Genomic DNA, 14,896 nt, shown 5'->3' with positions numbered 1-14,896 from the left:
AGTAGACTGGAGGTTTCATTATTATTAGTTTGAAATGATTTTCCCGGATAATGCACGTTTTTCTTGCTCTGTATCGAATTCATTTTCCATCTTAGATACAACTACTGTCGCTACACCGTTACCAATTAAATTAGTAACAGCGCGTGCCTCAGACATAAATCGATCGACACCAATTAACAGTGCAATCCCTTCTACAGGAATCATAGGGAATGCAGCGAGTGTTGCAGCAAGCGTAATAAAGCCTGAGCCTGTTACACCAGCAGCTCCTTTAGACGTTAACATCAAAATAGCAAGTAAAGTAAGCTGATGCCAAATATCTAAATCAACCCCATAAGCTTGTGCGATAAAGATAGCCGCCATTGATAGATAAATGGAAGTGCCGTCCAGGTTAAAGGAATAACCTGTTGGAATTACAAGACCTACAACTTGTTTCGAACAGCCGTAATTTTCTAATTTGCGCATCATCGAAGGAAGTGCAGATTCAGAAGATGATGTACCGATAACGATAAAAATTTCATCTTTAATATATTTAATGAATTTAAAAATACTAAAGCCAAAGAATCGTGTAATTAAACCAATAACGACAACGATAAATATGAACATTGTAATATAGACAGATAACATTAAGAAACCTAAGTTCCCAAGTGATTTTATACCGAAGTTCCCGATTGTGTAACTCATAGCACCAAATGCACCAATTGGGGAAATTTTCATCACCATATTAACAATTTTAAAGAAAATATCTGCTACTTGCTCGAAAAATTTGATAACAGGTTTAGCCGGTTCTCCAATAGCCGCTGCTGCTAACCCGAATAATACAGCTGAAAATAAAACAGGTAATAACTCACCATTCGCAAGTGCACCGACAACATTATCTGGGATAATTTGCATTATAAATGCCCCAAAACCATGCTCAGCAGCAGCAGCTTGCTCAGTATATTGTGAAACATCCGCAGCGTTTGCTGCATCTGTATTAAATCCTTTACCAGGTTGAATGATATTTACAACAAGTAAGCCAATCGCAAGTGCGAAAGTCGAGACAATTTCAAAATAAATTAATGCCTTACCACCAATTTTACCGACCTTTTTTACATCACCCATGCTACCAATCCCGATAACAACAGTTAAGAAAATAATAGGTGCAATTAACATTTTAATTAATTTAATAAAAATATCAGCTAATATTTTTAAGCTAGCACCGAACTCTGGAAATGCAGCACCAACAATAATACCAAGTATAATGGCAATCAGCACTTGTACCGTTAAGTTTTTAAAATTTATCCGCATAATACTTCCCCCTAAAAAAATGTGAACTTTGTGAACGCTTTCATGTGGTTATCATAGCGGAAATTTTCCGACAATAGGATTTATGGCCGTAAAGTTTCTATTGTTCATTTTGTTCATTTTTCATTTGATTAGATAGAAAGCTAGTAATATCAATGGTTTGAGGCTGTTTTATAGTAGAATGCAATTTCTCTAAACTATTATAATACAAAAGAAAAAATCCCCACATAAAGTGAGGATGTATTTTTAATGACCAAAAGTTCTAAGGAGAAACAATCTTTTGGATTTCAGGTAATACATTATGCTGTTTTACATTGGCACGATAGAAATCATAGACAGGGGCAAGTTTTTCTTGAAAGCGTTGACGCTCCTCATCGCTCATCGTATAAATTTCAAAATCGGCTTCTTGTTGTAGTTTTTGTAAATCATTGTCGTTCATTAACACAGCCTGCTTAAATTGCCATTCAGTTGTTTCTTTCATGGCATCTATTAGCTGCTTTTGGACTTTTGGTGGTAACTTTTCCCAAAAATTTTCATTCATCAAAACTGAATAGCCTAAAATCCCATGGTTTGTTAACGTCATATTTTTTTGTACTTTGTAAAAGCCCTTCGAAAAAATATTAGAGGCCGTATTTTCTTGTGCATCGATAGCATGTGTTTCTAAGTCAGTAAAAACTTCGCTAAAGGAAATCGGTACAGGCGTAGCCCCGACTAAGTTAAATTGCTTTTCAAGCGTTTTACTTGGCATTGTGCGTATACGTAAACCTTGTAAATCTTCAAACGTATGAATTGGATGCTCCGCTGTTAACTGTTTAAAGCCATTGTGCCAAAAGCCGAGACCCCGTACATTAAAAGGCTTTAACTCATCCAATAATTGTTCACCGATTGGTCCTGTTAGTACCTCATGAACTTCATCATCTGTATGAAAAAGATACGGCAGGTCAAGCACTTGCCAATCTGGTACATAGGAAGTCATTTTAGAAAAAGTAGGAATGATGATTTCGACTTTTCCATCTTGTAAAGCTTTGAATTCATTTTCATCGTTAAATAACGAGGCATTTGGATAAACATGGACTTTTACCTTTCCGTTTGTTTTTTCCTCTACAAGTTCAGCAAATTTCGTTGCAGCTTGACCTTTTGGCGTATTTTCAGCGACAACATGACTTAAATGTATTGTAATTTGTGTATCAAGGCCCTTTTGTTCATCATCATAGGGGAGCGTTTTCGAAAATAATATTCCTTGCTGTATACTAAATACAATGGTTAAGATCAAAACGGTTGTAATCGTCCCAATAATAAATTTTTTCATATTCTACACCCAATTGATTCGTATTTTCACATGTTTTTGTTATTCTAACATAAGGAGTAAGCTAAAATATAGTAAGAGGGAGGCAATGATCTTGAAATTTCAAAAGTTATCGATGAAGGGCAAAATCATGTCTCTTACTTTTTTTATACTTTTGTTGTCTTTTAGTATAGGTGGAACGTTTTTGCTTGGGTTTGTCATGAATGAACAAAAAGAAAAGCTGGCAGAACAGGCATTACTAGTTGCAAAAACTGTCTCGCAGTTACCAGAAATGAAAACGGCTATTGCCAATCGTGATTTCACAGAAGCGACTAAACATATTAATCCTGTTGTTGAAGAAATACGTGATATAAATGGGGCGCAGTATATAGTTGTACTCGATATGCAGCGACGAAAGTATTCCCATCCAAATACGGAGGAAATCGGCACCATCTCACAGTCAGGTGATTTAAACGCTGCATTTTCTGAGCATTATTATACATCCATTGCACATGGTGAACGTGGAGATATGGTACGCGCCTTCGTACCAATTATGACTGACAATGGACGTCAAATTGGCGTTGTAATCGTAGGTTATAGTGTATTAACCGTTAGCGAGCTTCTATTATCTATCCAAAAAGAGCTAATGATTACAGTAGCTTTATCACTATTATTTAGTGCATGGGGTGCAAACACATTAGGACGTCATATGAAAAAGCAAATGTTTGGATTGGAGCCACTTGAAATTGCTAAAATGTATGTGGAACGCACTGAAACTTTTAACGCTATGCATGAAGGGATTATCGCAATAGATACTGAATTGACGATTACAATTTTTAATGAAAAAGCATGTGATATTTTAGGTGTAGCAGAACGGCCATCTTCGTTAATTGGCAAGAAAATTTTCGAGGTGTTACCAGATACCCGTTTACCAGAAATATTAGCGTTAGATCGTCCTATCTATAATCGTGAACTTTATATAAATGATCATAGCATTATGAGTAATCGTATCCCTATACAGGTCAATGGTAAAACGGTTGGTGCTGTAGCGATGTTTAAGGATCGCACAGAGGTGAAGAAATTAGCCGAGGAATTAACCGGTGTGAAGGCGTTTGTCCAGGCATTACGTGTACAAACACATGAACATAAAAATAAATTGCATACGATCGCTGGTCTTTTACAGCTTGGACATCATGATCAAGCACTATCCTATTTAACACAAGTTAAGGAAGAACATGATGAAATCACTAATTTTTTAAATGAGCGCATTAAAAATGAAAATATTTCGGGGTTATTACTTAGTAAAATTGCGCATGCGAAAGAGCATGGGATTACATTAGAAATAGACCGAGCTAGTCGTCTCACAACATTCCCGAAAAATTTAGATCATCATGATTTTGTCATCTTATTTGGGAATTTAATCGAAAATGCATTTGATGCATTAAAAGATAGTCCAGTTGAAGAAAAGACTGTTCATATTTCTGTAGATGAAGATGATGATGTACTTGCTATTTTAGTAACAGATAACGGAGTCGGCATGACGGAAGCGGTAAAGGCACAAATTTTTGATAATGGCTATTCAACAAAAGAAAAAAAGGGTCGAGGTATCGGCCTGTATTTAATAAAAGAAATCGTACAAAAGGGTCAAGGTGAAATTGAGGTAATGAGTGAACCTAGTAAAGGGACAAGCTTTTTATTAACATTTTATCATCCTTAGTGTTCGGATTTTTCACTCTATAATGGACATAGTACAAAAACATCCACTTCGTATCTCATTAGAAACAAGTATGTTACATTCACATTTTAGAGGAGAGTTGTAATCGATTGTATGGAGGGCTAGACAGTGACGCAAATAAACGTGTTATTAATAGAGGATGATCCAATGGTGCGGGAGGTAAACCGTCAATTTATTGAAAAAGTTGCAGGATTTAATGTAATAGGGCAAGCATCGAACGGCGTAGAGGGAATAGACAAAATCCGTACGCTACGACCTGATTTAGTGTTTATGGATATTTTCATGCCCGAGCAAGATGGTATAACTACCTTGCGAAAAATCCGTGAACTCAAAATTCCTGTCGATGTTATTACTGTAACAGCAGCCAATGATATGGAAACGGTAAAACAAGTTTTGCATCTTGGTGTCTTTGATTATATAATGAAGCCATTTTCGTTTGAGCGAGTACAAGGAACGTTAGAAAACTACATTCGATTCAAGCAACAAATGCAAACAGAACGGGAGCTAACGCAAGGAGAGCTTGATCAGTTATTCCATTATCATAGTGGAGAAGGTAAGGCAGTAGGAGCAATTGAGGAGAAAACTGAGAAAAGTTTGCCAAAGGGTTTTAATCGAGCGACACTAGAGAAAGTAGTGCATTATTTGCAAACGGTAGATGGTGCATCAGCAGAAGATGTTGCAAGTGGAGTAGGCATTGCACGTGTGACAGCAAGACGATACTTAGATTTTCTAGAAAAGCAAAAGGAAATAACGATGGATGTTCGTTACGGTGGTATTGGTCGTCCTATTAATTATTATTTTAGTAAAGAATGAAAATATAGGTAAATGCTATAGGTAATGTCCGTTACGAGTGGAATAAGCTGCAATCCTCGCTAACCACGCAGAATGCCCATGTCTTACGGTTCCGACAGTAAACATATATAAATGACAAAATGCATCAAGCTAAACATCTTGATGCATTTTGTCGTATACTGACTCGATTGTCTGATGAACAATCGAGTACTTTCACATTGCCTTAAGTCGGTTAAATTAATAAGGCAAAATTTTATCGACAGGCTTAGGCGTTTTTATTTTTGGTAAAATTTTATCAAGTGTAACTGTGCGTTGGATACTATGCGTCGTTTCGTCACTTTCATCAAATTGCTCAAGGAAGTTAATAACCTCTTTCACAATAGGTGTTGGTGTTGATGCACCTGCAGTGACTGCAACCGTATTAATTCCTTTTAACCAATCAATTTTAAGCTCAGAAACATCTGCTATACGATAAGAAGGTGTACCTGCAATTTCTACTGATACTTGTGTTAGACGGTTCGAGTTATTGGATTTTGGATCGCCAACAACAATTAATAAATCTGCTTCCCCTGCTTGCTTCGCAACGGCTTCTTGACGAACTTGCGTTGCTAAACAAATTTCTTTATGCACTTCAATATGTGGGAATTTCTCTTTTAAACTATCCATTAAATGAGCAACATCCCATTGACTCATAGTCGTCTGGTTCGTTACTAGCAATTTATCATTTGTTAAGTTTAATGCATCAATATCCGTTGAAGATTGTACTAAATGAACATGGTCTGGAGCAACACCGATTGCACCTTCTGGCTCTGGATGACCTTTCTTACCAATATAAATAATATCGTAGCCTTCAGCTGATTTTTCACGAATTAAATCGTGTGTTACTGTTACGTCAGGACATGTAGCATCAATGGATACTAGGCCTTTGCGTTTCGCAATTTCACGAATTTCAGGTGAAACACCATGCGCTGTGAAAATAACAGTGCCCGTTTCAACCTGTTCAATAATTTCTAAGCGATTATCGCCGTCTAGTGTAATGATACCATCTTCTTCAAAGGCATCTGTAACATGTTTATTGTGCACAATCATCCCTAAAATGTAGATAGGTCTTGGTAATGTTTTATCGAGTGCGGCGTTACGTGCAATGACCATCGCATCAACAACACCGTAGCAATAGCCACGTGGATTAATTTTTAATACTTGCATGGTTGTGACTCCTTTCAAGCTTACCTACCTACATTATAACGGACAGGCACGGCGAATACAAAGAAACCTTCACTCCATAGGTGGCTGGAAAATACGCGGTTTGGATGGAATTGGTTCTCGTGGGGTAGGCGCCGCATTTTTTTGCGTTGAACGTTTACCTTTAGAGGAGCCTGCTACTTTACTAGCTGCCACTGCATCAGTTGCAGCAGCTGCTGCAACCCCTGCTGCCGCACCAGCTGCTGGGAGTCCCTGAAAACCTTTATACAGTTTTAAAAGTGAAGGGATGTTTTTCACCATCGGCATTGCTTGTTGTATATAAGGGGTATACGTTTTGGCAGAGTTAAATAAACTATTTGCTTGCTGTAAAAATGAACCGATTTTGGAAGGTTCCTGTACGGGTGGCGTCGGCATTTGCCCTCCGAATGCCCCCCTCATTCCACCGGACATTGGAAAGCCACCTGGAATTCGTGGTTGAGGAAAACCTCCAGGCGGATAAAAGGACTGCGGTGACATCTGAGGAGGTGTTGGCATCCGCATTTGCGCAGGCATTTGCGCTGGCATCTGCGCAGGCATTTGCATGCCACCCGGATACATCGGGTATTGATAAGGTGGTCTAAATACCATAATGATCTCCTTTCATTGTATGCTTTTCATTGATGACATACCTGATTATAGATATGATATGCAGACGCTGATGTTAGCGTTCGACAAATGCTAATAAATGAACAATAGAAAGAGCTCCTATATGCTCTTTCATATTAGGTTATGTAAGTCACGATAGAATGGATTATGGGGTAAAGAAAATTCTAAAAAAATACACAAAACATTGTATAATATTTTGTGTATTTGAGCTTATTGGGGTAAAAGAATTATTCTGCATCGGTAGATGAAATGTTTTCTGTTATTGAATAGTCGAATTGTCTTCTACAATTGAGTAAAGGCATGTCTCCATAGAATAGGAGCCCTGCGCACAGATTTTTACCGTGTAGAAATGGAGTTGTTATAGTTTAATGGCATATTCGACAGTGTCTTTTGTACTTTCATTATTCATCATCATGAACTCGTAACATTCTATATCCAACACGAACGTGAGTCTGAATATACTTTGGTTGTGATGGATTTTCCTCTATTTTCTTTCGAAGAGTCGCCATAAATACACGAAGACTTGGTACATCTGACTGAAGTGCATTTTGCCAAATCTCTTTCAATAAAAAATTATGTGTAAGTACTTTACCAACGTGCTTAGATAGCACGACTAAAAGTTTATACTCGATAGGAGTCAAGTGCACTTCTACACCGTTAACAAACACGGTGTTTGCCAAATAATGAATCTCTAACTGACCATTAATAAACACTGCGGACTCAGCTTCAAGCTGATGTTCGCTACTAGTTCTTCGTAATGCAACACGGATACGAGCAAGGAGCTCCTCCACGCTAAAAGGTTTTGTGACATAATCGTCAGCTCCAGCATCTAAGGCGTTAATTTTATCGAATTCTTCACCACGTGCACTAACAACAATAATGGGTGTTTGGGTCCAACCGCGTATTTTATTGATAAAATCTATCCCGTCCATATCTGGTAAGCCTAAATCGAGGATAATGACATGAGGCTTCAACGAAATAGCTTTTTGCAAGGCACTAGAACCATCCTGTGCAATATCGAATTCATAGTGCTGAGTAGTTAAGGTCATTCTAATTAAATTGCCGATTGCTACATCATCTTCTACGACTAAAATCCGTTTATTCATTTATACTGACAACTCCTTTTTTTAAAGTAAAACGAAAGATGGTTCCAGTCGGGTAGTTATCTGCAACTTCTAATTCACTATCATGTAATTTTAAAATTGTTTGACATAATGCTAACCCTAAGCCTAAGCCCCTTCGACTATCACTACGCTGTACTTTGCCCGTTATAAACGGCTCAAACAGTTTTTCTTTTAACGAATCGTCAATACCTGGTCCATTATCAGTAATACTAATGTCCACAAATTGGCCTCTATCTTTTGCTATGAAAGAGATGTCACTACCTACAGGTGTATAAGTTAGTGCATTATCTATAATATTTATAATTACTTGAATCATCAGGCGTGCGTCCATCAATGCCATGACTAAATCAGGCTCTACATGATAAGAAATATTATGTGTATTGTCACGTGGAGTAACATGTTGTAACGCCTCTTGAATAATATCCTCGACTAGCTCTAACTGCATCTCTAATGCAAATTGCCCATCTTCTAACATCGAAACTGCCAGTAAGTTTTCAACCATCTGAACAAGCCATTTTGAGTTCTTATATATATCTTCGTATAATCGTGTTTTTTCGATTTCGGGAATATGAGCTTTATTTGTTAACAGTATATCTGCATTCCCTGAAATAGTTGTAAGCGGTGTTCGTAAATCATGTGAGATGGCACGCAAAAGATTAGCTCTCATCTGTTCAAGTTCCGCTTCTCTTGCAACTTGCGCATTTAAATTTTGCAAATACCATTTATCGAGAGCAAATGAAAAATCATTCATAATGGCATGTAAAATATCACGTTCAAATGCGGGTAGAGGTGCTTGCTTAGAAAGAGCAATTCCTACAATGCCCTTAACGCTTCCATTTGAAATAACAGGTAAATAATAGCCGTTCACTTCAGGAAATATATCTGTTGATACACCAGCAAAATGGTTATTATTAATAACCCAATGTATTACACCTAATTCATTTGTATCTTGAAAGAGTGATGCTACTATAGTGTTCTCCATATTAGATAGACTTGTAGTTGGGAAAAAAATAGTGTTAGTAATTGATTTCTGTTCTATTTCAAAAAATTGAACAGGTTTTTCTACTAATTTAACAATCTGTGTCATGCCTTCAGTAATGATTTCTTCGATAGATTTGGCATGTTGTAGCTTGCGATTTGTTTCTAGTAAAACTTCCATTCGATAAGATTTACGAACAGCAACGATGGCCTGCTCTTTTATCTTTTTTGTTAAGCTGCTTGTGATGATGCCAGAGAAAAACATAATCAGAAAAGTAATAGGATAGTCCCGATGATATGCTTCAAGGGAAAATCGTGGCTCAGTGAATAAAAAGTTGAATAGAAGTACAGCCACTGCAGAGCTAACAATGTTCATCAGCCATCCGGACGACCATATCGCAAGAATTAACACAGTAAGAATATAAATCGTAATAATATTGGATTCGCTGACTCCTATTGTAAAGAAAAATAAAGCTAAAAAAGAACCCAAGATAAACACTACTGCCATTTTTAATAAATCCAACCATTCAATCGTTAATCGATTTCGAACGCCAGTAGGAAAATACAATTGTTCATTTTCTTGATCTGGAACAATATGAATAGTTAAATTCGGCGCGAATTCATTGAGCCGGTCACTGATTTTCGGATGCGGCAGCCACCATTTCTTTTTCAAAGCAGTTCTGCCAAGTACTAGCTTTGTGACCCCACTTAATTGTGCATAGTTTGCTAGGGCAGCTGCGACATCACTCTCTTGAACGATTACGACATGACCTCCAAGTTGCTCGGTCAATTTAATATGTTGTTGCAATCGTTCAGCATTCGCTTCATTAAAACTACTTTCTTGCACCTTTTGCACATAAAGCGCAGTGAATTTACCATGTAATGCTTGGGCAAGTCTTGCGGCAGTGCGAATAACTTTTGCATTTGTTGGAGAGCTACTAATACCAACTAAAATATGCTCTTCAATTTGTTTCGGTTGACTAATCGATTCGCAATCGTTTACGTGTTTGTAATTAATCGTATCTGCAGTCCTACGAAGGGCAATTTCCCGAAGTGCAACTAAATTTTGTTTGCGAAAAAAAGATGCTAATGCTTTTTCAGCTTGTTGCTTGTGATAGATTTTGCCTTCTTTTAAGCGTTGAATTAACTCATCAGGTTCAATGTCCACAATTTTAATAAGTGCTGCTTGATCAATTAAATAATCTGGAATGCGTTCTCGCACTTGTACCCCCGTAATATCTTCTACCACATCATGAAGACTTTCAATATGTTGAATATTTACAGTGGTATATACATGGATACCTTTCGCAAGTAATTCTTCTACATCCCCAAACCTTTTCGTATGTCGCATAAGTGGAACATTTGTATGTGCCAACTCATCGATTAGCACAATTTCTGGTTTGCGTTTCAATACGGCATCTATATCTAATTCTTGAAAGTTTCTCCCTTTATAATGAATATTTCTAGTCGGTATTTGCTCAAGTCCGTCAAGTAAGGCTAATGTTTCTGGACGTGGATGTGGCTCTATATAGCCAATTACTACATCTTTGCCTAGTTTTTTTGCTAGATGGGCTGCATCTAACATGGCATACGTTTTACCTACACCAGCAGCATAACCGATAAAAATTTTCAGTCTACCGACAGTTGCTTGCTCCTGATGAATCCTTGCTAAAAACTCTTCTGGAGTGGGGCGCTCATTTTCCATCATCCTTCACCTCATTTGTATTATAGCGTCATCTGACATTAAGAAAGTGTAAAGATTTAACCCCTTTATCGTTTCTTAATATAAAAAGCGATTTCCTAACACTATATTAATTTCAAAGTCAGTATGATGAAAACATCAAATGGAGGGAATGGTGATGTGAATTGATGGACTTTTATATGATTGGCTTATTAATCATTAGTTTCGCCAGTCTATATGCATTAACAATTTGGTGCTATAAGTTAGTCGAAGAGTAGGGGGAATGAATATGGGAATCGTTATTGGCATTATACTTATCTTACTTTTTGGATATTTAGGGTACGCCCTTTTATATCCAGAAAATTATTAATAGGATGCAGGAGGAATAGAGTATGTGGCAAATAGCCATTGTTTGTATGATTTATTTACCGCTTGTTATCTTAACGGGTCATTATCTTTTTCATGTAACGATGCATAAAAAAACATGGCTCGATCCAGTGATGGATAAAGTAGATGATGTCATTTATAAATTATGTGGCATAAAGCAAGTGGATATGACCGGAAGACAATACGTGCTGTCGTTAATTATGTCAAATGCTTTGATGGTGTTCATTGGCTATATGCTGTTGCGCATTCAATCTTATCTGTTGTTAAACCCTAATGAAATTGAAAATATGGAGGCAACGCTATCCTTTAATACGATTATTTCGTTTATGACAAACACAAATCTGCAACATTATAGTGGTGAATCGGGTTTAAGTTATTTGTCACAAATGCTCGTCATTATTTTTATGATGTTCACATCAGCAGCGACAGGCTATGCAGCATGTATGGCATTCTGCCGACGTTTAGTGGCAAAAAGTGATACTTTGGGCAATTTTTATGTAGATTTTGTACGTGTTATCACACGTGTATTAATGCCAATTTCAATTGTAGTTGCCATTATTTTAGTATCGCAAGGTTCGCCTCAAACATTAAGTGCGAATAAAACCGTCCAAACAATCGAAGGAAAGATGCAAGATATCGCACTTGGACCTGTTGCATCGCTTGAATCGATTAAACATGTTGGTACAAATGGAGGAGGCTTTAATGGAGCCAATTCGACGACTCCTTTTGAAAACCCTTCAGTTATATCCAACATCGTAGAAATGCTATCTATGATGTTGCTACCTGGGGCTTGTGTTATAGCATTTGGCTTGATGGTTGCTTATAGAAAAAAGAAGACGATAGTTGGTAAGCAAGGGCTAGCAATCTTTGGTGCCATGAGTATGCTGTTTCTAATTGGACTAGTAACAGTATACATAGCTGAGCGTGCTGGAAATCCACTTATTAGTGAGCTAGGTATTACACAGGAACTTGGCAGTATGGAAGGAAAAGAAATGCGTTTTGGTATAGCACAATCGGCTCTTTTCACTGCTGTCACAACTGCTTTTACAACTGGCTCTGTCAATAATATGCATGATACTTTAACACCGCTTGGTGGTCTTGTGCCGATGTTTAACATGATGGTAAACGTTGTATTCGGTGGTAAAGGCGTTGGACTAATGAACATGATGATGTATGTGCTACTGACAATTTTTATTGCGTGTTTAATGATAGGCCGCACCCCACAATTTTTAGGAAAGAAAATTGAGGAAAAGGAAATGAAGCTTATAGCGCTTTGTATTTTAATTCATCCTGCCATCATCCTGCTATTTTCTGGGCTTGCTGTTGCTACGACAGCAGGAGTAGCGGGCATAACAAATCCAGGGGCGCATGGTTTATCGCAGGTGTTATATGAATTTGCTTCAGCATCTGCCAACAATGGCTCTGGCTTTGAAGGATTAGCCGATAACTCGACATTTTGGAATGTATCGACAGGGCTAGCGATGTTTTTCGGACGCTATTTAACCATCATAATTCAATTGGCAATTGCTTCGTTACTTGCTAAAAAAATGTTGCATAGCGATTCAATTGGAACATTGAAAACAGATACATCGATGTTTACATTTTTGCTTGTAGGAATTGTACTAATGATTGGTGCATTGACATTCTTACCATCATTGGCACTTGGTCCAATTACAGAGCATTTACAAATACATTCCTGATGAGGAGAGAAATAAATGGAAACTGTAAGAAAAAGCTTTATTTCGAGCGATATGATGAAGCAATCCATGATTGGCGCGTTGAAAAAATTTAATCCATTTTATATGATCAAAAATCCCGTAATGTTCGTTGTAGAGGTCGGATTTATCTTTGTGCTATTGTTATCGTTTTTCCCCAATTTACTTGGGAGTGGGGGAGGCGAGCATGATCAACTCTATAATGTTATTGTAGCTATTATTCTTTTTGTGACGATATTATTTGCTAATTTTGCAGAGTCTATAGCAGAAGGGCGAGGTAAGGCTCAAGTTCAAACGTTAAAAAATACAAAAACAATTACACAGGCACGAGTTCTTTTAGCGGATGGTTCGGAAATAATGAAACAGGCACATGAGCTGAAAAAGGGAGATATTGTATTAGTTCAAGCAGGGGAGGTCATTCCAAACGACGGCGAGGTAATTAAAGGGATTGCAACAGTCGATGAATCGGCTATTACGGGTGAGTCAGCACCTGTCGTAAAAGAACGAAGTGGTGACTTTTCATCTGTTACAGGTGGAACGACTGTCACAAGTGATTGGCTCATAATTGAAATTACTTCACTGCCAGGAGAGTCATTTTTAGATAAAATGATTACGCTTATAGAAGGGGCTAGTCGAAAAAAAACACCCAATGAAATTGCGTTAAATACATTGTTAGTAAGTTTAACGATAATTTTCTTATTAGTTGTCGTGACATTATATCCTATGACGACTTATTTAAATGTTCACATCTCTATTGCAACATTAATTGCACTAACGGTTTGTTTAATTCCAACTACAATCGGTGGCTTACTTTCCGCCATTGGTATTGCTGGAATGGACCGTGTGACACAGTTTAATGTTATTGCGATGTCGGGAAGAGCTGTAGAAGCGTGCGGTGACGTAGACACACTAATATTAGATAAAACAGGAACAATCACTTATGGCAATCGCATGGCATCTGAGTTTCTACCTGTAAAGGGAGTAGCACAGCTAACATTGATGCAAGCTGCATGGCTTAGTTCCTTAACCGATGACACACCTGAAGGGAAATCTATATTATCGTTGGCATGCAATTTAGGTGTGAATACGACAGATGAAAAACAAATCATTAAAACAAGTGAGCATATGGCATTTTCTGCACAAACACGGATGAGTGGCTTAAATTTGAAGGATGGCACAAAAATTCGTAAAGGGGCTTACGATACGATTAAACAAGAAAGCATCGCTGCAGGGCATCCTATCCCTCGAAATTTGGAGCAGTTAGTCCATCAAGTATCATCTGTTGGGGGGACACCACTTGTTGTGTCGATGAATAATAATATTTTAGGCGTAATCCATCTTAAAGATGTAGTAAAATCGGGTTTAAAAGAACGATTTGAACAGTTGCGGGCAATGGGCATTAAAACAATTATGTGTACAGGGGATAATCCACTAACAGCAGCGGCTATAGCTAAAGAATCAGGAGTGGATAGCTTTATTGCTGAAAGTAAGCCTGAGGACAAAATAAAGGTCATAAAAGATGAACAGGCACTTGGGAAAGTTGTTGCGATGACAGGGGACGGAACGAATGATGCACCTGCTTTGGCGCAGGCAAATGTTGGTCTTGCCATGAATTCAGGGACGAATGCAGCAAAAGAGGCTGCAAACATGGTAGATTTAGATTCAAATCCAACTAAAATAATCGAAGTTGTAGAGATTGGGAAACAATTATTGATGACGCGTGGCGCACTTACTACATTTAGTATTGCAAATGATGTTGCGAAATACTTTGCGATTATCCCTGCTATGCTGATGGTGGCAGTACCAGAAATGAGCTCACTTAATATTATGCAACTCTATTCACCAACAAGTGCCATCATTTCTGCTTTAATTTTTAACGCGGTCATTATTCCTTTATTAATTCCTATAGCGATAAAGGGTGTAAAGTATAAGCCGATGAGCGCTGCGAAATTATTACAGAAAAACTTGTTCATTTATGGACTCGGTGGCATCTTTGCCCCCTTTATCGGGATAAAGGTGATTGATTTACTAGTAGGACCACTGTTAACCATGCTTGGGCTATAGGAG

10 protein-coding genes are annotated in these 14,896 nt (G+C 37.7%); 4 read left to right on the top strand and 6 right to left on the bottom strand.

From position 1 onward, the window contains the following. Positions 1–24 precede the first annotated feature (24 nt). Both ACIQXW_RS10895 and ACIQXW_RS10890 read right to left on the bottom strand, forming a co-directional pair. Positions 25–1,287 (bottom strand): dicarboxylate/amino acid:cation symporter, encoded by a 1,263-nt coding sequence (locus ACIQXW_RS10895; RefSeq protein WP_401017772.1) that lies wholly within the window; start codon positions 1,285–1,287, stop codon positions 25–27. A gap of 259 nt (positions 1,288–1,546) precedes the next feature. Then, positions 1,547–2,593 (bottom strand): TRAP transporter substrate-binding protein, encoded by a 1,047-nt coding sequence (locus ACIQXW_RS10890; RefSeq protein WP_402761947.1) that lies wholly within the window; start codon positions 2,591–2,593, stop codon positions 1,547–1,549. Positions 2,594–2,705: 112 nt separating this feature from the next. Here ACIQXW_RS10890 and ACIQXW_RS10885 point away from each other — a divergent pair, with 112 nt between their 5' ends. After that, a complete protein-coding gene (locus tag ACIQXW_RS10885; RefSeq protein WP_402762506.1) occupies positions 2,706–4,286 on the top strand; it encodes an ATP-binding protein in 1,581 nt (526 codons plus the stop codon). Between the two features lie 126 nt (positions 4,287–4,412). Beyond that, positions 4,413–5,117, top strand: coding sequence for a response regulator (locus tag ACIQXW_RS10880; RefSeq protein ID WP_402761944.1), 705 nt, complete (start codon positions 4,413–4,415; stop codon positions 5,115–5,117). 216 nt (positions 5,118–5,333) lie between these two features. On the opposite strand, the gene ACIQXW_RS10875 is transcribed toward ACIQXW_RS10880, so the two are convergent. The 4 genes from ACIQXW_RS10875 to ACIQXW_RS10860 form a co-directional block, all read right to left on the bottom strand. Then, positions 5,334–6,302, bottom strand: a complete 969-nt coding sequence (locus ACIQXW_RS10875) for a 4-hydroxy-3-methylbut-2-enyl diphosphate reductase (RefSeq protein WP_340823667.1) — start codon at positions 6,300–6,302, stop codon at positions 5,334–5,336. Between the two features lie 69 nt (positions 6,303–6,371). Next, positions 6,372–6,926 carry a VrrA/YqfQ family protein gene (gene vrrA / locus ACIQXW_RS10870; protein WP_340823669.1) on the bottom strand — a complete coding sequence of 185 codons (555 nt, stop codon included), beginning with the start codon at positions 6,924–6,926 and terminating at the stop codon, positions 6,372–6,374. Positions 6,927–7,345: 419 nt separating this feature from the next. After that, the gene (locus ACIQXW_RS10865) at positions 7,346–8,050 is read right to left on the bottom strand and encodes a response regulator transcription factor (protein WP_402761940.1); all 705 of its coding nucleotides are present in this window, start codon (positions 8,048–8,050) and stop codon (positions 7,346–7,348) included. After that, positions 8,043–10,754 carry an ATP-binding protein gene (locus ACIQXW_RS10860; RefSeq protein ID WP_402761937.1) on the bottom strand — a complete coding sequence of 904 codons (2,712 nt, stop codon included), beginning with the start codon at positions 10,752–10,754 and terminating at the stop codon, positions 8,043–8,045. The genes ACIQXW_RS10865 and ACIQXW_RS10860 overlap by 8 nt, the downstream gene beginning before the upstream one ends. Positions 10,755–11,119: 365 nt before the next feature. On the opposite strand from ACIQXW_RS10860, the gene kdpA reads away from it, so the two are divergent. Both kdpA and kdpB read left to right on the top strand, forming a co-directional pair. Then, the gene (kdpA, locus tag ACIQXW_RS10855; RefSeq protein ID WP_340823674.1) at positions 11,120–12,814 is read left to right on the top strand and encodes a potassium-transporting ATPase subunit KdpA; all 1,695 of its coding nucleotides are present in this window, start codon (positions 11,120–11,122) and stop codon (positions 12,812–12,814) included. 15 nt (positions 12,815–12,829) lie between these two features. Next, complete coding sequence (kdpB, locus tag ACIQXW_RS10850; protein WP_402761934.1) at positions 12,830–14,893, top strand: potassium-transporting ATPase subunit KdpB; 2,064 nt, start codon at positions 12,830–12,832, stop codon at positions 14,891–14,893. Positions 14,894–14,896: the final 3 nt, after the last annotated feature.

It is taken from the genome of Lysinibacillus sp. NPDC097162, assembly GCF_044762185.1.
Taxonomy (GTDB): Bacteria; Bacillota; Bacilli; order Bacillales_A; family Planococcaceae; genus Lysinibacillus.
The sequence above is the reverse complement of the archived record's forward strand: the minus strand, read 5'-3'. Positions and strand labels throughout refer to the sequence as shown.